Here is a 17,936-nt window from a genome sequence, read left to right on the forward strand (position 1 = left end):
AAACAAAAAAGGCCCTGGTTATTACCCAAAGCCTTTCTGTAATTTCTAAAAAAGATTACATTTTCGTAGCTGTATCAGTGGTCGTTGAGTCTTTCATCATTGTATCAACAGCTGTAGTGTCTTTTACAGTGGTATCAACAACGGTGCTGTCGGTTGTAGTAGAATCTGCGCCATCAGCTTTTTTGTCTGAACTGCAGGCAACTACTGATAAAGATAGAGAAAGGGCTAAAAAGCCTAATTTGAATGCGTTTTTCATTTTGTCTTTTGTTTTTGTTGTGGTTCTGATTAATTAATGGCTAATTTATGTAAAAAAATAGATGATAGCGATTAATTATGGTAAAAGCATTTATATTTTCTGCTTTTTCATTTTTATTTGTGTGATCGTACCTGAATTTAATTAAAATTTCATTCTTTATTAATTGTTTCAATAATTTAAGCCTCATTTGAGGCAAATTTTAATCAATAAAAAAAGGCTTTAAGAAACTTAAAGCCTTTTTTATAAATTAAAGTTAAAACTAGTGTTTAACTTCAGTTTTTTCAGTAGTTACAGCAACTGTAGTATCTTTAACAGTAGAATCTTTTACTGTAGTGTCAGTAGCAGTTGTATCAGTTACAATAGCTGAAGAATCAGTTAAAGTTGTGTCAGCACCATCAGCTTTTTTTTCTGAGTTACAAGCTACAACTGATAAAGATAAAGCTAAAGCTAAAAAGCCTAATTTGAATGCATTTTTCATGTTGAAATTTCTTTAAGTAATTAATTAATTTATTGTTAATACGGGAAACCTTAAAAGGTAACCCTATAAAATGGAGAAAAAAGTAAAATAAATAAAAATGGCCTTGATAATTAAATCAAAGCCATTTTTTTATGGGTGAAGTCAGACTAGTGTTTAACTTCTTCTGTAGTAGTTGTAGTAGCTTTTACAGTAGTATCTTTAACTGTAGAATCTTTTACTGTAGTGTCAACAGCAGTAGTATCAGTAACGATAGTTGAAGAATCAGTTAATGTAGTATCAGCGCCATCAGCTTTTTTTTCTGAATTACAAGCAACAACTGATAAAGATAAAGCTAAAGCTAAAAAGCCTAATTTGAATGCATTTTTCATTTTGAAATTTCTTTTAAGTAATTAATTTATTGTTAATACGTGAAAAGTGAAAAGGTAACCCGCTAAACTCAAAAAAAATGAACAAAATAAAAATGGCCTTGATAATTAAATCAAGGCCATTTTTTATGGGTAAAGTTGAACTAGTGTTTAACTTCTTCTGTAGTAGTTGTAGTAGCTTTTACAGTAGTATCTTTAACTGTAGAATCTTTTACTGTAGTATCAACAGCAGTAGTATCAGTAACGATAGTTGAAGAATCAGTTAAAGTAGTATCAGCACCTTCAGCTTTTTTCTCTGAGTTACAAGCAACAACTGATAAAGATAAAGCTAAAGCTAAAAAGCCTAATTTGAATGCATTTTTCATTTTCTTGAATTTTTTTAGGTAATTAATTTTCTTGTTAATGCCGCAAAGGTAAAAAGGTAACCCGATAATTTTACAAAAAGTTGAAATATTTTTTATTTGTGAAGTTGGGTTACCGAGTGCGTGCATAATGTATTAATCAAACATAGTAGCTATAAATATTTTTTTCTCTAATATTGGGTTACTATTTATCGAAAAATGTATTAACTAGTGAATAACAGTTTAAAGAGTTCAGTTCCAACAGATAGAGAAGTTATTTTAGGTATTCTAAATAACTCGGAAGACATACTTAATAAGTTATACAAGGCATATTATCCGATGGCTTTGCAGTTCATTCTCAATAATAACGGAGATGAAGACGATGCAAAAGATGTTTATCAGGAAACCATTATTGTTTTGTACAATAAAATTAAGGCCGGTGATTTTGAGTTGAGCAGCAAACTAAAAACGTATATCTATTCAGTTTGCAGGCGCACTTGGTTAAAGAAATTGAGTCAGAATAGTAAAAAGGCAGGCAGCATTACTGATTATGAGGAAGTGTTTGCTGTTGAAGAGGATGTTGAGCAACATGAGGAAAAGGATGCTGCATTTGTTAAAATGCAATCAGCTCTTGAACACCTTGGCGAACCTTGTAAGACTATTATTCAGGATTTTTATATACACAATATGTCGATGCAGGATATATGTGAAAAGTTTGGTTATACCAATACGGATAATGCCAAGACACAGAAGTATAAGTGTCTGCAACGTTTAAAGAAAATATTTTTTCAACCATAGAAAGTGAAATGAGAAACGATTTGGAGTTAGATGCAATTATTGAAGATTATCTGCTGGGTAGGTTGAGTGCTCAGGAAACAGCTGCTTTTGAAGCTCTGCTTGCGAATGATGCTGGCGTTGATCATAAAGTTGTTTCACATAAGTTCTTTCTGGAGTCTATGGAAGCTTTTGCTGCACAAACACGTTTAAAAGAGCAGTTAGATAATATCCATGCGGAGATCGATGTGGAAACTTTAGCCGAGGTTTTTAAACCCCATCCATCAAAAGTGGTACAGCTTTGGCGTAAACACAAGTCGGCGATCGCTGTTGCGGCTTCATTTCTTATACTTTCCCTGGTGTCTGTTTACTCCATACAGCATAATACGAGACAAAAAGAACAACTTATTTTATTAAGCACTCAGGTTAATAAAGCCATAAAAACTCAGAACAGCCTCATTCGCAAGATAAATAGTACGTCTGCCGCGGCGGGCAAACCAGCAGTACAGAATAGTGTTGGCGGAACAGGGTTTGCGGTGTCTACAAATGGATATATCTTAACCAATCTCCATGTGATTAACGGAGCTGATTCTCTTTATGTACAAAATAGTAAAGGCGAATCCTTCAAAGTGAAATCGGTATATACAGATCCGCAAAATGACATCGCGATATTGAAAATCAGTGACAAGAATTTCTCAAACTTATCATCTATTCCTTACACAATCAAGAAGAGTACAAGTAGTATTGGCGAAATGGTATATACTTTAGGCTATCCTAAAGATGATGCAGTTTTGGGTGAAGGTTATGTGAGTTCGAAAAATGGCTTTGTGGGTGATACTACTCAATACCAGGTGGCAATTTCGGTTAATCCGGGCAATAGCGGAGGGCCTGTTTTGGATGATAGCGGAAATTTGATTGGTATCATCAGCAGTAAACCAGATCAAACTGAGGGGGCAGCTTTTGCAGTTAAATCAAAGTATATCCTCGAAGCGATGAGGGCAATTCCCCAGGACTCACTTGGTAAAAACAAACTATCAGCAAATAAACGCAGTACGCTTTCTGGTTTAAAGCGTACTAAACAGATCGAAAAAATACAGGATTATGTATTTATGATTAAGGCTTATAATTAATTTCCCAAATAAATTAATATTCTTGAAAACCTTGTAGAACTATATCTGCAGGGTTTTTTTTATAGAATTATAATTTCATTGTATTAAATAGATATAATGCCTATGTATTTACTATAGTTATGTTTAGATTTGTTTTAATCAAATTTAAAAATATAATATTATGAGTATCAGATTAGGCGATATTGCACCAGATTTCCGGGCAACTACTTCAATAGGTGAAATTGATTTTTACGAATACCTTGGTGATAGCTGGGGTGTTTTGTTCTCCCATCCTGCAGATTATACACCGGTTTGTACCACCGAACTTGGACGTACAGCAGCATTGAAGGATGAATTTGCGAAAAGAAATGTAAAAGTTCTTGCACTTAGTGTTGATTCTGCGGAATCGCATAAAGGGTGGATTAGCGATATTAACGAAACACAAAATACTTCGGTTGAATTTCCCATTATAGCTGATCCCGATCGTACAGTTGCAAATTTGTATGACATGATTCATCCGAATGCTTCAGAAACATTAACAGTGAGGTCTCTTTTTGTAATCAGTCCTGATAAGAAAGTGAAACTAATCATTACTTATCCTGCATCAACTGGTAGAAACTTTAATGAGGTATTGAGGGTTATTGATTCGCTTCAGCTAACGGCTAATTACAGCGTGGCTACACCAGCTGATTGGACAGATGGAGAGGATGTTATTGTAGTGAATAGCATCAAAACCGAAGACATTCCTGCAAAATTTCCAAAAGGTCATCAGGTTATTAAGCCATATTTGAGAACAACACCACAACCAAACAAATAATTATATTTGAATCGCAACTTTATTGTGTGATTGGCTTTATTTTGATGAAATAATTGATCTAATTATTATATTTGGTTAGTTTGTTTATGATTAACGCTCAATCTGGTTATTTATTTGCTGTAAATAATAAAAATGGTTAAATGAAATGCTGATGAAGGTGTTAAAAATTTATTTTGTTCATTTATTTTTTTATTTTTTATGGCAATAGGTAAAGTAAAGTGGTTTAATACTCAAAAAGGTTTTGGATTTATCGTTCAGGAAGATAATAAAGACGTATTTGTTCACTTTAAAGATGTTTTAGGCGGAATAGATAGTTTACAGGAAAACGATAATGTTGAGTTCGAAGTTGCTGAAGGCAGAAAAGGCTTACAGGCAGTAAACGTTAAGAAACTGTAGCTCGCTATTACGTATCTGCGTTAAAACCAAAGGCTTTCCATTATTGAAAGGCCTTTGTTTTTAGTAATACTGTTTAATGGATCCCACTAAAATAATATTATCTCCATTTGATATTTTTGTGAAAATCAAAAACTGTAGCGCAGACGGTTTTATCTTATATTTTTTAACCAATTCCTCTGCTTTGGCGGGATAGTTTCGCACGATAACATTTCCTTTCAGTGTTTTTCTTTTCTTGAGTTCTGTAGTTGTCAGCATCTCTTCAATCCTAAAGATACGCCCCGGAAAACTATCGTTTACGCTTTTCGAAACATATAGTTGCGTTTGAGGATGCAGTTTTTTCAGCTGATAGTGTTGGCCAATAAAATTAAATGCTCCGGACTTTAAAAGAGCTGCATCTGGCTCATATAAGTAATCTCCTGTTGTAAATTCATTTGTAAAGATTACCGTGGTGTTTTGATTTGACTTATTGATCATCAAACACTTTTCATGTTCATTTAAGGTTGTAGCAATGATTTCTACATCTCCGGTATAATCTTTGTCAATGATCCATAAAAGCTCTTTGCATTCGTTTTTAATGCTCACAATATGAATCTGACTAACATGCTGCAATTCTGCTAGTCCCGCAGAAAGATCTAGCAGAGGAGCTGTTTTGATAATAATCCGGGTAGTTTTATTGAGCAGCTCAATCAGGTTGCCCGCAATATCAGGAGTACAGTCTTTCAGCATAAATACTTTGCCCTTTTCTGCGCGCCTTGCAGGATCTACATAAATAGTATCAAAAACAGCTGAACCAGTTTTAACATGCTCAATACCATCTTTATTTTTAAACTCAATATTCTGTGTATCAAGTACTCCGCCGTTGTACTTTGCGATCTCTGATAAGGAAGGGTCAATTTCACAATGTACAACCTGAGCTACTTTTTTTGAAAAATAATATGCATCTACTCCAAAACCACCTGTTAAATCGATAAGAGATGCACCCCTGGCTAATTTGGCTTTATATGCTGCGGTAATTTCAGACGAAGTTTGTTCTATGGATAGTGGAGAGGGGAAATACACTCCCTTGGTATTAAACCAGGTTGGTAACTTTTTTTCGGCTTTTTTTCTGGCCTGTATCTGGCCTGCCAATTGAGCAGCACTGATATACTCGAAAGGACTTTTAGCCAGGGCAATATCATTCGCATCTGCATTTTGATTTTTATGCAAGTACTCTTGAACAGCTTCAGCTAAAATTTTTGAATTCATTTCTATGTTAAATATCTGTTTTTCATTACCATCTGGCAGGTATGTCTGCTTTTCACTTCCAGCAGAATATCTTTATCAATAGTTACACGATCGATGGTTTGCTGGTTATAATAGCGAATGGTAACTAATTCCAACCCCTTATTATATTTTACGGTAAACTCGCCTGATAAGTCGTTAATCAGTTTTTCGATTTGCCCCGCATGGTCATCAACACTCACTGAGAAACTAATTGCAGAGTTTAGCATGGTATTGATTTTGATTTTATGCTTATGGAAAAGTTCGAATATGTTACTTAGATTTTCTTCGATGATAAACGAATAGTCTTTCGGAAAGATAGATACGAGCGCCTGGTTTACCTTGAAAATAAAGGAGGGTATCGGCAACGGGTTATTATCTTTTGTGATGGCTGTGCCTGAACCTTTCGGCTCGATAAAAGATCTTACAAATAATGGAATGCCCTTGTTTTGAAGAGGTTTAATTGTTTTAGGATGTATTACCGTTGCTCCGTAATAGGTGAGTTCGATGGCATCATGATAAGATAACTGGGCGATTTTTTCCGTTTTATCGAACCATTTTGGATCTGCATTCAGCACTCCTGGAACATCTTTCCATATCGTTAATGCAGCCGCATCCAGGCAAGACGCAAAAATCGCGGCTGAATAATCCGATCCCTCTCTACCCAGCGTTGTGGTGTAATTTTCACTTGTACCGCCAATGAAACCCTGTGTTACCACGATTTGGTCAGCTAACAGGGGGGGCATATCTTTTTGGATCATCTGATTGGTTTTAGCCCAGTCTACTTTACCTTCTTTATATGTGTTGTCGGTTTGGATATAATTTCTCGCGTCTGCCCATAGCGTTTTGCTACCCGTTTCATTGAGCCAGGCAGCAATAATTTTTGTCGAAACAACTTCGCCAATGGATACGATCTGATCGTAGATATATTCAGCATTTTCATCTGCCTCATCTTCGATGAGCCATTCAATTTCAACGAAGGTGTTCGCTACGTCGTCGAAAACCGGGTTTGGCTTTCCTTTAAAAAGTTCTTCGATTATACTAAAGTGAAAAAGTTTAATTTCCTCAAATATGTTGTGTGTATCTTCACTTTGCGACAGAAATGCATCATTGAGATCTTCAAGCCGATTAGTGATTTTGCCCATTGCAGAAATTACAACAAGTAAATTTCCCTTTTTATAGTCTCTTATAATGTTAGCTACATTTCTTACGCCGTCTGCATTTTTAACCGATGCGCCCCCAAACTTAAATATGTCCATAAACTAAAAAGCTTTTACCTGTTCAGTAGAAAGTGATGCATTTAACCACCCACTTTCCAGGTTTGCATTGTATTTATTGTAAAAATTAATCGCAGGTTCATTCCAGTCCAACACCTGCCAAACCATCCCGTTGTAGTTGCCGTTTTTAGATTCTTCAATAACTGTCTCGAAAAGAACTTTGCCAATTCCTTTTCCACGCATATTTTCCGTAACAATAAAATCTTCAAGATATAACCTAGAGCCTTTCCATGTGGAATAACGCGTATAAAACAAGGCAAATCCAACTACTTGATTGTCTACTTCAGCAACGAATGCTTTCCATACCGGATTTGAGCCAAAACCAGCATCAATAAAATGATCAGGTTCAACAGTTACTTCAGCGGGAGCATTTTCGTATGCTGCCAGTTCATTAATGAGGTCCAGTATTCGGAGACAATCGTCTTTTACAGCAATTCTGATATTTAGCTTCATTTAATTTGCAGAGATATTTTTAAAATGTTTGATCACTCTTTTTCCAAAAATACTTGAGCCTATTCTTACCATTGTACTTCCTTCTTCTATTGCAATTTTATAATCCGCGCTCATACCGGTAGATATTTCAGAGAAGGTTTCGCTGTCTTTAAAAAAGCTGGCCTTAAGTCCATCAAAGAATACTTTTAACTCGTTAAACTCAATTGTTATCTGTTTCTCGTTTGTGGTATTGGTTGCAATAGCCATTAAACCAACAATGCGAATATTTTTCAGCTCCTGATACGCTTCCGATCGCAATATCTCAATAACTTCATCATAACCCAATCCAAATTTAGTATCCTCATCTGCAATGTATACTTGCAAAAGGCAATCAATAATACGCTTGTTTTTTAAAGCTTGCTTGTTGATTTCCTGCAGTAATTTCAGGCTGTCAACCCCATGGATCAGGTTAACAAAGGGAGCAATATATTTCACTTTATTCGATTGCAAATGGCCAATCATGTGCCACTCAACATCATTAGGGAGTTGTGATTGCTTATCAACCATTTCCTGTACATGGTTTTCCCCAAATGCCCGTTGTCCCGCATCGTAAGCTTCCTTTATCAGCTCGGTAGCTTGCGTTTTGGATACTGCAATAAGCTTTACACCATCAGATTCTACCTCACTTTTATATTTTTTAAGATTATCAGCTATGCTCATTTATAACTATTTTTGGTAAAATTAATAACCTTGCCGCAATTTGGGCAATAAATAACGATTAATTAACAATGAAGAAACTAATATGGGTATTAATGATTGGTATATTCTGGCTCGGATGCAAACCCGGAGTACCCGCTAATGTTATCCAGCCAGATAAAATGGAGAAGATTTTGTTTGATATACACGTAGTTGATGGTTATCTTTCTACCATTTATATACAAGATTCTGCAAAAAAGGTAGCGTCGGGTTACTATAACGGAATATATAAAAAGTTCTCTACCGATTCAACTGAATATCACACTAGTTTAATCTGGTACAACAATCATCCTGCAGAACTGGAACAGATGTATAAAAGAATCCAGTCTGGCTTATCTAAACAAAAAAAAGCTATGGAAATAGCTGACAGGATGATTAGAAAAAAACAGTTTAGAAGTGACTCTACTAAAATCGCCAAGAAATTTAAGGCTGATTCATTGGAGATCAGAAAAAAGATGAAACCTGATTCTTTATCAAAAGTAAAAGCCCTGGGACAGATTGCCAGGAAAAAGAAACAGGCAGATTCGTTAATCAATTTAAAAAAGGCGGCCGAACCTCTGTTGGTTCCGGCGCAAGCAGTACAATAATATGTTATATCCCGATAATTGCTTAGAACGTTTAGGATTTGTTGAAATCAGGCAACTGATCAGTAAACATTGTTTGAGCCCTATGGGCCAGGTAATGGTGCAAAAGATGCAGGTAATGAACCGTTTTGATCAGATTGATAAATTTTTACGGCAAACAAACGAGTTTAAAAGTATCCTGCAAAACCAGGAGCCTTTGCAAATCAATACTTTTTTTGATATTAAATCACTTGTAGATAAGATTAGGGTGGAAGGAACGTACCTTCTGGAAGATGAATGGTTTCAGGTTTACACTTCATTACAAACGGTATTCTCTGTTCTACGGTTTTTCGAAGAGCGTGCTGAAGTTTATCCCACCCTCGAAGCACTTTTCGAGCATTTACCCATTGAAAAAAGCATCTTAAGGAAAATTGAGACCGTTATCGATCCGAAAGGAAAAATAAAACCTAATGCTTCAAAAGAACTGCAGGAGATTACTGCTGCGATTTCAAGGACTGAGCAGGATGTACGCAAGCGAATGGATTCCATTTACAAGCAAGCAATTGCCAACAATTGGGTAGCCGATGGTAGTTTGACTATTCGCGATGGCAGGATGTGTATCCCGGTTCTGGCAGAAAATAAACGTAAATTAAAGGGCTTTGTACATGATGAATCTGCAACGGGCCAAACAGTTTATATTGAACCGGAAGAGGTATTTACACTCAATAACAATCTCCGCAATCTGGAGTTTGATAAACGTAGAGAAATTATCAAAATACTTATCTCACTAACTGATGATCTGCGTCCCTATTCTCCGCTTTTGCTTTCCTATCATGGCTTTTTAACTAAGCTTGATTTCGTACGGGCAAAGGCTTTATTTGCTTTGGATATTGAAGCTGAAATGCCGGGATTGCTAAAAGAGCCGAAAACAAAACTAATTAATGCAAGACATCCGCTTTTGTCCATTTCGTTTGCCAGCGAAAAGAAAACGGTAACGCCGCTAAATATTCATATTGACGCAGAGACCCGTGTTGTGTTGGTTTCCGGTCCTAATGCCGGCGGTAAATCCGTTTGTATGAAAACGGTAGGTCTCCTTCAAATTATGTTACAAACCGGACTGCTTATTCCGGTTGACGCTAATAGCGAAGTTGGAATTTTTGAGAATATCTTTGCCGATATTGGAGATGATCAGTCCATTGAAAGTGATTTAAGTACCTACAGTGCCCACCTGAAAAAAATGAGGTATTTCGTAGAGCATGCTTCGCCAAAAACAATGGTTTTGATTGATGAATTCGGAACAGGTACCGATCCCCAGTTTGGAGGGCCCATGGCCGAAGCGGTATTAGAGGTACTGAACAATAAAAAGGTACGTGGTGTAATTACCACCCACTATTCTAACCTGAAGCTTTTTGCAGGAAATACTCCGGGCCTTGAAAATGCTTCTATGCTTTTTGATAACGCACGCATGAAACCGCTGTATATATTGGAAATGGGTAAGCCGGGAAGCTCTTATGCTTTTGAAATTGCTCAGAATATAGGGCTGCCTAAAGAAGTTATTGCATTGGCAAAAGAGAAAACTGGCTCTAATCAGAACAGGGTGGATACAATGCTGGTTGATCTGGAACGGGAAAAGAAAAATGTTTATGATGCAAAAGTAAGTTTGGCCAATCAGCAAAATAAGGCCAGGAACCTGGTTGCCGAAAATGAAAAACTCAAAGCATTTTTAGATGAAAATCGCAAGGTATTAATTAAGGAAGCCAAGCAGGAAGCGCAGACTATTATTAAAAATGCCAATAAACTCGTTGAAAACACAATAGCAGAAATTAAAGAAAAGCAGGCTGATAAATTGGTTACTAAAGAGTTGCGTCAAAATCTTCAGCGTGAGCTGATCAATAATGCTGTTCCGAAAGAACAAGCCAAACCAGTTCAGGTTATTGTTGGTGGAGAGGTTGTAGTGGGCGATTGGGTAAAATTTACCGATAGTGAAACCACGGCCCAGGTATTGGAAATTAACCGTAACGAACTGATACTGGCTATTGGCGATCTACGTTCAACGGTTAAAAAGAACCGTGTTCAAAGAATTAGTAACAAAGAAGCGAAAAAGGTGATTCAAAGTAGTGGTGGTTCTTTCGCTGGCCGTATGAACGATGCTGTTTCTGGTTTTCGGGCCGAGCTTGACCTACGTGGAAAACGTACTGAGGATGCCTTATTTGAAGTGGAAAAATATCTCGATAAAGCGATAATGCTTGGTTTTCCATCAATTAAAATTATTCACGGTAAAGGTGATGGGATTTTGAGGAAAATGATTAGAGAGTATTTGAGAAAATACAGTCAGGTTAACAGGATGGAGGATGAACACGCAGACAGGGGCGGAGATGGAATTACCTATGTTTATCTTAATTAACAAAAATAATACTTAAACAGAAGTGGCTAGCCCGATTATTAGTTAGCTACTTCTGAAAATATCAACGGTTACTTTTTGTTACCGGGGCATTTCTTACAGCGTTTACCTTTCTTAAATTTCTCGCAGCATTTTTTATGCTCTGCGCTACAACTTAAAATGAACCCCATTCCTTTTTGAAATTCAGGATCGCTTGGGATAATAAATGTTTTGTCGTCTCTCTCGTAAATCATTGCATTACAAAGGTAATAGATGTTATGGTTATTTCCAATTTAAACTGAATCTAAACAAATTCGGAGTGTTTTTGTAACGTATATTGATTCGGATTTATTATTTTAGGAGTCTAACCAAAATTCGTAAAAATGATCAATAAAGTTGTATCGGGTGCCGATGAGGCTATCAGAGATATTTTTGATGGCGCTACAATTATGCTCGGAGGTTTCGGTTTGTGTGGCATTCCGGAAAATTGTATCACTGCTCTCGTAGCTAAAGAGATAAAATCGCTTACCTGTATATCAAATAATGCCGGAGTTGATGACTTCGGAATTGGTTTGATGCTTAAAAAGCGTATGGTCAAAAAGATGATTTCTTCTTATGTGGGTGAGAATGCGGAATTCGAACGTCAGCTTTTGAGTGGCGAATTGGAGGTTGATCTCATTCCACAGGGAACCCTTGCTACGCGCTGCATGGCCGCAGGCCACGGTATGCCTGCTATTTTTACACCAGCAGGGGTAGGAACCGAGGTTGCAGAAGGTAAGGAGATTAGAAACTTTCACGGTAAAGATTATTTATTGGAATATGCTTTCGATGCAGACTTTGCCATTGTAAAAGCATGGAAAGGAGATACAGCAGGTAATCTGATATTCAGGTCGACAAGCAGAAATTTTAATCCTGTAATGGCCATGGCAGGCAAAATCACCATTGCCGAAGTTGAAGAACTTGTAGAAGCCGGCGAACTCAATCCCGACCACATTCATACACCTGGAATATATGTTCACCGTATTTTTCAGGGCAAGGACTATGAAAAACGAATTGAGCAAAGGACAACCAGAACAGTCAATCAGCCAAATAAATAACTCATTTATTTTCTATTTCAATCATTCATTATGCCATTCACAAAAGAAGAAATCGCCCAGCGTATTGCTAAGGAAATAAAAGACGGATACTACGTAAACCTGGGAATAGGTATCCCGACGCTGGTGGCCAATTACATTCCTGATCATATTAATATCGTTTTACAGTCTGAAAATGGCTTACTTGGAATGGGTCCTTTTCCAATTGAAGGTGAAGAAGATCCCGATTTAATTAATGCCGGAAAACAAACCATTACCACTCTACCTGGTTCTTCGATATTTGATTCGGCGATGAGCTTTGGAATGATCAGGGCCCAAAAAGTCGATCTTACCATTCTCGGAGCAATGGAGGTTTCTGAAAATGGTGATATTGCCAACTGGAAAATTCCGGGTAAAATGGTAAAGGGGATGGGCGGAGCGATGGATCTGGTAGCCTCTGCAAAGAATATTATTGTTGCCATGCAGCATGTTAATAAAGCTGGAGAAAGTAAACTACTACCAAAATGCACGCTCCCGTTAACTGGTGTAAGGTGCATAAAAAAAATAGTGACTGAACTTGCCGTTTTAGATGTGTTGCCTGAAGGCGGTTTTAAGCTTTTGGAAAGGGCACCCGGTGTCAGTATAGATTTTATCAGACAATCAACTGCCGGGCGATTAGTTATAGAAGGGGAGATATCAGAAATGAATCTGGATTAAAACAAAAAAGTCAGACTGGATAAGTCTGACTTTAAAAAAGAATTTTAAACATCAATCAGAATACTATTTCGCAAATTATTAGAAATATCTTCGGTAATCGCAATAATTTCATCAGGCTCATTGGTATTGTTCATCACTACTTTATGGCATTGTTCTCGATACGGTAATAAGTATTCCTTGTATGCAGGAACAACATGATTGTGCCATTTATATAGAACGTCTTCTTCCGGATAGCCACGTTCCAAGCCGTCGCGCTTGATGCGCCGATCGAGCGCTACCTGTTCATCCGAATCTACAAATATGGTATGGTCTAGTAAATTGGCTATCTCTTTAAAGTGTAGGATAAAAAGCCCTTCAACAATTATAATAGGGGCAGATTTAATTTCCAGAATTTTCACAACCGCTAATGGGTTATTAAAATTATATTCCTTCTTATAAACCACCTCACCATTTATCAATTGCTTGATATCTTTTAAAAACTGTTCACTATCAATGGTTGACGGCAGATCGAAGTTATAAAGTTTATTCTCTTCCTGGGTCATTTCACCTGCAGGGATATAATAGTCGTCCTGCGATACCAACGTAACCTCATCCTGTTTGAAATGATGTAGAAAGCAGTTTAAGAAAAATGTTTTACCCGATCCACTACCTCCGGCAATACCAATTATAAAAGGCTTTTTAATTGAACTCATTGAGCAGCACTGTATGTTAAGTTGCAGAAAAAACGCTTATCTAAAGCTCCCAAAGAGTCGGCTACAGCTTTAGTCATTACAATGATAACATCTTTTGTTGATTCATTCTCAGTAAATTTACCAACAACCTTCGCAAAAGTTGTTTTGTTAGTCATCGGATTGGTAATTTTAATTACACGTCCAACGGGTGCAGTACGGTGTAAAACCAACATCTTTGTTCCATCCAAATCTGCATCAGCAATCCAGATTGCAGTTCCTTTTTCCTCGATCTGGCTCAAACCGTAAACACTAGGGTCACGACGGAGTTTCGGATCCTTAATTACCGTGCTATCCGGCTCATTTTCCTGTGCTTCTTTCGATAAATCATTAACTGATTTAGGCTGAGGTGGCGTAGGTATAATAAGCTTCTGACCAACTTTCAAAATATTGTCGTCCATTTTGTTGGCTACCCTGATTTGATAAGCGGTGAGGTTATATTTTTTTGCTATGCTGAAAATGTTTTCTCCGTCAACAACTGTATGAATAAAACTCTCTTCTTTAGCAGTTATTGGGGTTGTTTGTTTAGCCTCCTCTCCCTGTTTATCTTTCGGTACCTGAACTTCCATTACTATTCCACCCGGAACTTTTATTACCTGCCCGATGTTCAGATTGTTATCTGGTAAATCATTAAGTTTTCTCAGTTGGTAGGCAGTAACACCGTACTGCTTGGCAATGGTGAAAATAGTTTCGTTTCTTAATACGGTATGGCTTCCGGCAGCATCAGCTGTCTTTGCCGCTTCTGTTTGAGGTTGCTCGGCTACACTTACAATTTTATTCTCCTCAACGTTTTTTGTTGCCGGAATCTTTAGCTTTTGTCCTATTCTAAGGTTATTGCCTGATAGATTATTCGCTTTTTTAACCTCATCAACCGTAGTTCCATATTTCTCTGCTATTTTCCCCAGAAACTCTTTTGGTGCGACCGTATGTTCGATCATGGTTTGATCGGTTGTTGTATTTTCTTGCTGAGGTTGTGGTGCGGTTACTTTAGCCGGGGCATTTTCGGTTTGCTGAACTGACTGGCTGGTGGTTTTAGAAGAAATTTTTAATACCTGTCCGATGCTGAGATTGTTTCCCGAAAGATTGTTTAATCTTTTAATTTCATTCACCGTTGTACCGTATTTCTCCGCCAGCATATTCAGGTTTTCTTTTGCTTTCACCGTATGCTCAATAATTCCTCCTTCTACATTAGCCGGTGTTTGAGCGGCCGCAGTGGCTGATCCAAAGGGGGTATTTGTAGGCACTTTAATGACTACCCCAATCTGGAGATATTTGTTGTCATTATAGGTCATGATGTCTTTTGGAGCTACATTGTATCTTCTCCCTATTGAATAGTAAGTGTCTTTGGCTACGATCTGATGGATGATAAGTTTTTTGCCGTTATTATTTTCTACGCCGATAGAGTCTCTTGCTGAATTAGCCTTTGCATTTGCGATGTTTATCGCAAATAAAACTACAGCAGATAAATATATTTTGTGCATTTATTTTTATGTAAATTCTAAGTCAAAGAAAGCAATTATACGAATAATATTATAAATGAAAGGGTATACAGGGTAAGCAACATCAGCCGGGAACTCACATTTCTAGCTTTGATTAGATTGTATTTTATTCATTTCTAATAACTTGTAAAATTGGTGTTTGTTATGATGTCGATTAATAAACGAGCGAATAATAATGGTATTGTTTAAAGTGAAAAATACATTAAAACTTTTGTAAGCCTGATTTGTTAATCACACAATAAAAACAATATAAACAAAAGAAAATGGACGCTAAAGAGATAAGCTTAAACGAAAAGGAAGTTAAACCTGTGGTTGATCTTTTAAATGATTATTTAGCTAATTATCACATTCATTACCAAAAGTTGAGAGGTTGTCACTGGAATATTAAGGGACAAAACTTCTTCACACTGCATATTAAATTTGAAGAATTATATACGAATGCACAGGTTACCATCGACGAAATCGCGGAGCGTGTGCTAACTTTAGGTAAACCACCTCACAGCCGTTTTGCCGATTACATCAGCGAATCACAAATTAAGGAAATCGATACCATCGGTATGAAAGACCTTGATATGGTTGAAGCACTACTTGATGACATGTCTAAATTGATCGAGATTGAACGCGTGGTGATGGAAGCTGCTGATCAGGCGGGTGATGATGGGACGAATGACATGGTAAACAAATTCATGCAGTTCAAAGAAAAAACAATCTGGATGTTACGCTCATTTGCAGGTAAGAAATAGCAAATTGAATAAAAATTCTTTGCCCCGGATAAATAGATGAATATTAAAATCTGTTTATCCGGGGCTTTTTGTTTTATAGCATAAGTAATTAATTATCTTTGGTGCATGGCATATAAAAGTTTGGCAGACTGTATTGCAGACCTCGAAAAGCATGGTCATTTAATTCGTATTAAAGAAGAGGTAGACCCTTACCTGGAAATGGCAGCCATCCATTTAAGGGTTTATGAAAAACAGGGTCCTGCGTTATTTTTTGAAAACGTGAAAGGGAGCCCGTTCCCTGCAGTTTCAAATCTATTCGGTACGCTGGAAAGATCTAAATTCATATTTAGAGATACTTTGCCAAAAGTGCAACAATTGGTTTCTTTACGTAACGATCCTATTAAGGCCCTTAAGAATCCTTTTAAATACGCGGGTTCAGCAATGTCGGCATTGTCAGCCCTACCGTTAAAAACGCCGTCAGCAAGGCATAACTTTCTAAAAACAAGTATTAGTCAATTACCGCAAATCGTAAATTGGCCAATGGATGGTGGACCCTTTGTCACCATGCCACAAGTATACACAGAAGATGTAGAGAAAAAAGGGGTGCTTAACGCTAATTTGGGTATGTATCGTATCCAGTTAGGTGGTAACGATTACATTCAGGATAAAGAAATCGGATTACACTATCAGATTCATCGTGGAATTGGTGTTCACCAATCTAAAGCTAATAAATTGGGTTTACCACTAAAGGTAAGTATCTTCGTTGGGGGTCCTCCATCACACCCCCTTGCTGCTGTGATGCCTTTGCCTGAAGGATTGTCTGAAATGACTTTCGCCGGCGCATTGGGCGATAGACGGTTCAGGTATTTTTATGATGAGGAAGGATTCTGTATCTCTGCGGATGCCGATTTTATCATTACTGGAACTGTCCATCCAAATGAGAATAAACCAGAAGGACCGTTCGGGGATCATTTAGGCTATTACAGTTTAACACACCCCTTCCCTTTGATGAAGGTGCACAATGTATACCATAAAAAAGATGCCATCTGGTCGTTTACCGTAGTTGGACGCCCTCCACAGGAAGATACCAGCTTTGGCGCACTTATTCATGAAATTACGGGATCTGCCATTCCTCAGGAAATTCATGGTCTCAAAGAAGTTCATGCTGTAGATGCAGCAGGTGTTCATCCCTTATTGTTTGCTATCGGAAGTGAGCGATATACCCCATACTTAAAGGAAAGAAGACCCCAGGAAATACTAACCATCGCCAACCATATTTTGGGCAAAAATCAGCTTAGTCTGGCTAAATATGTTTTTATTGCTGCAAAAGAGGACGATGAAACCCTAAACACTCATGATATTAAGGGCTTCTTATCCCATATTCTTGAGCGTATTGATTTTACCAGAGATGTACATTTCTACACAAATACCACAATTGATACATTGGATTACAGTGGGGATGGGCTAAACAGCGGATCTAAAGTAGTTATTGCAGCGGCCGGCGAAAAAAAACGTGAACTATGGGAAGCACTTCCCGAAAACCTCAAATTGGGAGACGGCTGTTATACGGCTGAAGTGGCCATCGCTGGAGTGCTGATACTGGAGTGCGACAAGTTTATAAGCGCAGAGAAAACGGCAGTTGAAATCGCAAAATTAAATATCTCATTGATTGATCAGGATCTGAGTGGATTTCCTCTACTCATTTTAGCTGATGATGCCGAATTTACAGCAGCAAATATTGATAACCTGGTCTGGATCACATTTACCCGAAGCAATCCCGCTGCCGATATTTATGGCATAAATGATTTTACAATTAATAAACACTGGGGATGTAAAGGTTCTTTAATTATCGATGCCAGGAAAAAAACCCATCATGCCCCAGAACTAGTCAAAAACTCAGATGTAGAAAATAAAGTAGATCAGATGGGGCAGCCTGGTGCTATATTAGCTGGAATAATTTAGTTTTAAATATTTAATGTTTTATTGATCTGAG

The 17,936-nt window shown here is 37.3% G+C and carries 20 protein-coding genes; 10 read left to right on the top strand and 10 right to left on the bottom strand.

Annotation, left to right across the window (positions count from 1 at the left end):
• Nucleotides 1–55: 55 nt before the first annotated feature.
• The 4 genes from AC570I_RS19425 to AC570I_RS19440 all read right to left on the bottom strand — a co-directional run bounded on the left by AC570I_RS19425 (nt 56) and on the right by AC570I_RS19440 (nt 1,590).
• Complete coding sequence (locus AC570I_RS19425; RefSeq protein ID WP_047801272.1) at nt 56–256, bottom strand: hypothetical protein; 201 nt, start codon at nt 254–256, stop codon at nt 56–58.
• Nucleotides 257–515: 259 nt separating this feature from the next.
• On the bottom strand, nt 516–734 hold the full coding sequence (locus AC570I_RS19430; RefSeq protein WP_047801271.1) for a hypothetical protein: 219 nt from the start codon (nt 732–734) through the stop codon (nt 516–518).
• Nucleotides 735–880: 146 nt separating this feature from the next.
• A complete protein-coding gene (locus tag AC570I_RS19435) occupies nt 881–1,102 on the bottom strand; it encodes a hypothetical protein (RefSeq protein WP_047801270.1) in 222 nt (73 codons plus the stop codon).
• Nucleotides 1,103–1,242: 140 nt separating this feature from the next.
• Nucleotides 1,243–1,590: a hypothetical protein gene (locus tag AC570I_RS19440; RefSeq protein WP_231582726.1), complete on the bottom strand. Its 348-nt coding sequence runs from the start codon at nt 1,588–1,590 to the stop codon at nt 1,243–1,245.
• Between the two features lie 81 nt (nt 1,591–1,671).
• Here AC570I_RS19440 and AC570I_RS19445 point away from each other — a divergent pair, with 81 nt between their 5' ends.
• The 4 genes from AC570I_RS19445 to AC570I_RS19460 all read left to right on the top strand — a co-directional run bounded on the left by AC570I_RS19445 (nt 1,672) and on the right by AC570I_RS19460 (nt 4,536).
• Nucleotides 1,672–2,238: an RNA polymerase sigma factor gene (locus AC570I_RS19445; protein WP_047801269.1), complete on the top strand. Its 567-nt coding sequence runs from the start codon at nt 1,672–1,674 to the stop codon at nt 2,236–2,238.
• A gap of 8 nt (nt 2,239–2,246) precedes the next feature.
• Nucleotides 2,247–3,344, top strand: coding sequence for a trypsin-like peptidase domain-containing protein (locus tag AC570I_RS19450; protein WP_497406814.1), 1,098 nt, complete (start codon nt 2,247–2,249; stop codon nt 3,342–3,344).
• A 160-nt stretch (nt 3,345–3,504) separates the two neighbouring features.
• Nucleotides 3,505–4,140 (top strand): peroxiredoxin, encoded by a 636-nt coding sequence (locus AC570I_RS19455; RefSeq protein WP_497406815.1) that lies wholly within the window; start codon nt 3,505–3,507, stop codon nt 4,138–4,140.
• A gap of 198 nt (nt 4,141–4,338) precedes the next feature.
• Entirely contained in the window at nt 4,339–4,536 is a 198-nt protein-coding gene (locus tag AC570I_RS19460) for a cold-shock protein (RefSeq protein ID WP_497406816.1), read from the top strand.
• A 60-nt stretch (nt 4,537–4,596) separates the two neighbouring features.
• Here the strand turns inward: AC570I_RS19460 and AC570I_RS19465 are convergent, their stop codons facing one another.
• Genes AC570I_RS19465 through AC570I_RS19480 form a run of 4 tightly spaced genes read right to left on the bottom strand, consistent with a single transcriptional unit; the run spans nt 4,597 to nt 8,225 of the window.
• Complete coding sequence (locus tag AC570I_RS19465) at nt 4,597–5,781, bottom strand: THUMP-like domain-containing protein (protein ID WP_497406817.1); 1,185 nt, start codon at nt 5,779–5,781, stop codon at nt 4,597–4,599.
• Between the two features lie 2 nt (nt 5,782–5,783).
• Entirely contained in the window at nt 5,784–7,055 is a 1,272-nt protein-coding gene (locus AC570I_RS19470) for an aspartate kinase (protein ID WP_497406818.1), read from the bottom strand.
• Between the two features lie 3 nt (nt 7,056–7,058).
• On the bottom strand, nt 7,059–7,526 hold the full coding sequence (locus tag AC570I_RS19475; RefSeq protein ID WP_497406819.1) for a GNAT family N-acetyltransferase: 468 nt from the start codon (nt 7,524–7,526) through the stop codon (nt 7,059–7,061).
• Complete coding sequence (locus tag AC570I_RS19480) at nt 7,527–8,225, bottom strand: YggS family pyridoxal phosphate-dependent enzyme (protein ID WP_497406820.1); 699 nt, start codon at nt 8,223–8,225, stop codon at nt 7,527–7,529.
• 68 nt (nt 8,226–8,293) lie between these two features.
• Here AC570I_RS19480 and AC570I_RS19485 point away from each other — a divergent pair, with 68 nt between their 5' ends.
• From AC570I_RS19485 to AC570I_RS19500, 4 genes are all read left to right on the top strand, one after another.
• Nucleotides 8,294–8,848: a DUF4296 domain-containing protein gene (locus AC570I_RS19485; RefSeq protein WP_047801261.1), complete on the top strand. Its 555-nt coding sequence runs from the start codon at nt 8,294–8,296 to the stop codon at nt 8,846–8,848.
• 1 nt (nt 8,849) lies between these two features.
• Nucleotides 8,850–11,228, top strand: a complete 2,379-nt coding sequence (locus tag AC570I_RS19490) for an endonuclease MutS2 (RefSeq protein ID WP_497406821.1) — start codon at nt 8,850–8,852, stop codon at nt 11,226–11,228.
• Between the two features lie 359 nt (nt 11,229–11,587).
• Nucleotides 11,588–12,301: a CoA transferase subunit A gene (locus tag AC570I_RS19495; RefSeq protein ID WP_497406822.1), complete on the top strand. Its 714-nt coding sequence runs from the start codon at nt 11,588–11,590 to the stop codon at nt 12,299–12,301.
• Nucleotides 12,302–12,331: 30 nt separating this feature from the next.
• Nucleotides 12,332–12,994 (top strand): CoA transferase subunit B, encoded by a 663-nt coding sequence (locus tag AC570I_RS19500; protein WP_497406823.1) that lies wholly within the window; start codon nt 12,332–12,334, stop codon nt 12,992–12,994.
• Nucleotides 12,995–13,038: 44 nt separating this feature from the next.
• Here the strand turns inward: AC570I_RS19500 and AC570I_RS19505 are convergent, their stop codons facing one another.
• Nucleotides 13,039–13,686, bottom strand: a complete 648-nt coding sequence (locus tag AC570I_RS19505) for a uridine kinase family protein (protein ID WP_497406824.1) — start codon at nt 13,684–13,686, stop codon at nt 13,039–13,041.
• Complete coding sequence (locus AC570I_RS19510) at nt 13,683–15,203, bottom strand: muramidase family protein (RefSeq protein ID WP_497406825.1); 1,521 nt, start codon at nt 15,201–15,203, stop codon at nt 13,683–13,685. Before AC570I_RS19510 ends, AC570I_RS19505 begins: the two co-directional genes overlap by 4 nt.
• Before the next feature lie 281 nt (nt 15,204–15,484).
• Between AC570I_RS19510 and AC570I_RS19515 the strand changes: the two genes are divergently transcribed.
• Together AC570I_RS19515 and AC570I_RS19520 are read left to right on the top strand one after the other, a co-directional pair.
• Nucleotides 15,485–15,964 carry a Dps family protein gene (locus AC570I_RS19515; RefSeq protein WP_047801255.1) on the top strand — a complete coding sequence of 160 codons (480 nt, stop codon included), beginning with the start codon at nt 15,485–15,487 and terminating at the stop codon, nt 15,962–15,964.
• A 105-nt stretch (nt 15,965–16,069) separates the two neighbouring features.
• Entirely contained in the window at nt 16,070–17,905 is a 1,836-nt protein-coding gene (locus tag AC570I_RS19520) for a UbiD family decarboxylase (protein ID WP_497406826.1), read from the top strand.
• Nucleotides 17,906–17,936: the final 31 nt, after the last annotated feature.

Source organism: Pedobacter sp. A2324 (assembly GCF_059693705.1).

Coding starts and splice junctions, on each gene's coding strand:
- AC570I_RS19425 (WP_047801272.1), bottom strand. CDS start 256: ATGAAAAACGCATTCAAATTAGGCTTTTTAGCCCTTTCTCTATCTTTA.
- AC570I_RS19430 (WP_047801271.1), bottom strand. CDS start 734: ATGAAAAATGCATTCAAATTAGGCTTTTTAGCTTTAGCTTTATCTTTA.
- AC570I_RS19435 (WP_047801270.1), bottom strand. CDS start 1,102: ATGAAAAATGCATTCAAATTAGGCTTTTTAGCTTTAGCTTTATCTTTA.
- AC570I_RS19440 (WP_231582726.1), bottom strand. CDS start 1,590: ATGCACGCACTCGGTAACCCAACTTCACAAATAAAAAATATTTCAACT.
- AC570I_RS19450 (WP_497406814.1), top strand. CDS start 2,247: ATGAGAAACGATTTGGAGTTAGATGCAATTATTGAAGATTATCTGCTG.
- AC570I_RS19455 (WP_497406815.1), top strand. CDS start 3,505: ATGAGTATCAGATTAGGCGATATTGCACCAGATTTCCGGGCAACTACT.
- AC570I_RS19460 (WP_497406816.1), top strand. CDS start 4,339: ATGGCAATAGGTAAAGTAAAGTGGTTTAATACTCAAAAAGGTTTTGGA.
- AC570I_RS19465 (WP_497406817.1), bottom strand. CDS start 5,781: ATGAATTCAAAAATTTTAGCTGAAGCTGTTCAAGAGTACTTGCATAAA.
- AC570I_RS19470 (WP_497406818.1), bottom strand. CDS start 7,055: ATGGACATATTTAAGTTTGGGGGCGCATCGGTTAAAAATGCAGACGGC.
- AC570I_RS19475 (WP_497406819.1), bottom strand. CDS start 7,526: ATGAAGCTAAATATCAGAATTGCTGTAAAAGACGATTGTCTCCGAATA.
- AC570I_RS19480 (WP_497406820.1), bottom strand. CDS start 8,225: ATGAGCATAGCTGATAATCTTAAAAAATATAAAAGTGAGGTAGAATCT.
- AC570I_RS19485 (WP_047801261.1), top strand. CDS start 8,294: ATGAAGAAACTAATATGGGTATTAATGATTGGTATATTCTGGCTCGGA.
- AC570I_RS19490 (WP_497406821.1), top strand. CDS start 8,850: ATGTTATATCCCGATAATTGCTTAGAACGTTTAGGATTTGTTGAAATC.
- AC570I_RS19495 (WP_497406822.1), top strand. CDS start 11,588: ATGATCAATAAAGTTGTATCGGGTGCCGATGAGGCTATCAGAGATATT.
- AC570I_RS19500 (WP_497406823.1), top strand. CDS start 12,332: ATGCCATTCACAAAAGAAGAAATCGCCCAGCGTATTGCTAAGGAAATA.
- AC570I_RS19505 (WP_497406824.1), bottom strand. CDS start 13,686: ATGAGTTCAATTAAAAAGCCTTTTATAATTGGTATTGCCGGAGGTAGT.
- AC570I_RS19510 (WP_497406825.1), bottom strand. CDS start 15,203: ATGCACAAAATATATTTATCTGCTGTAGTTTTATTTGCGATAAACATC.
- AC570I_RS19515 (WP_047801255.1), top strand. CDS start 15,485: ATGGACGCTAAAGAGATAAGCTTAAACGAAAAGGAAGTTAAACCTGTG.
- AC570I_RS19520 (WP_497406826.1), top strand. CDS start 16,070: ATGGCATATAAAAGTTTGGCAGACTGTATTGCAGACCTCGAAAAGCAT.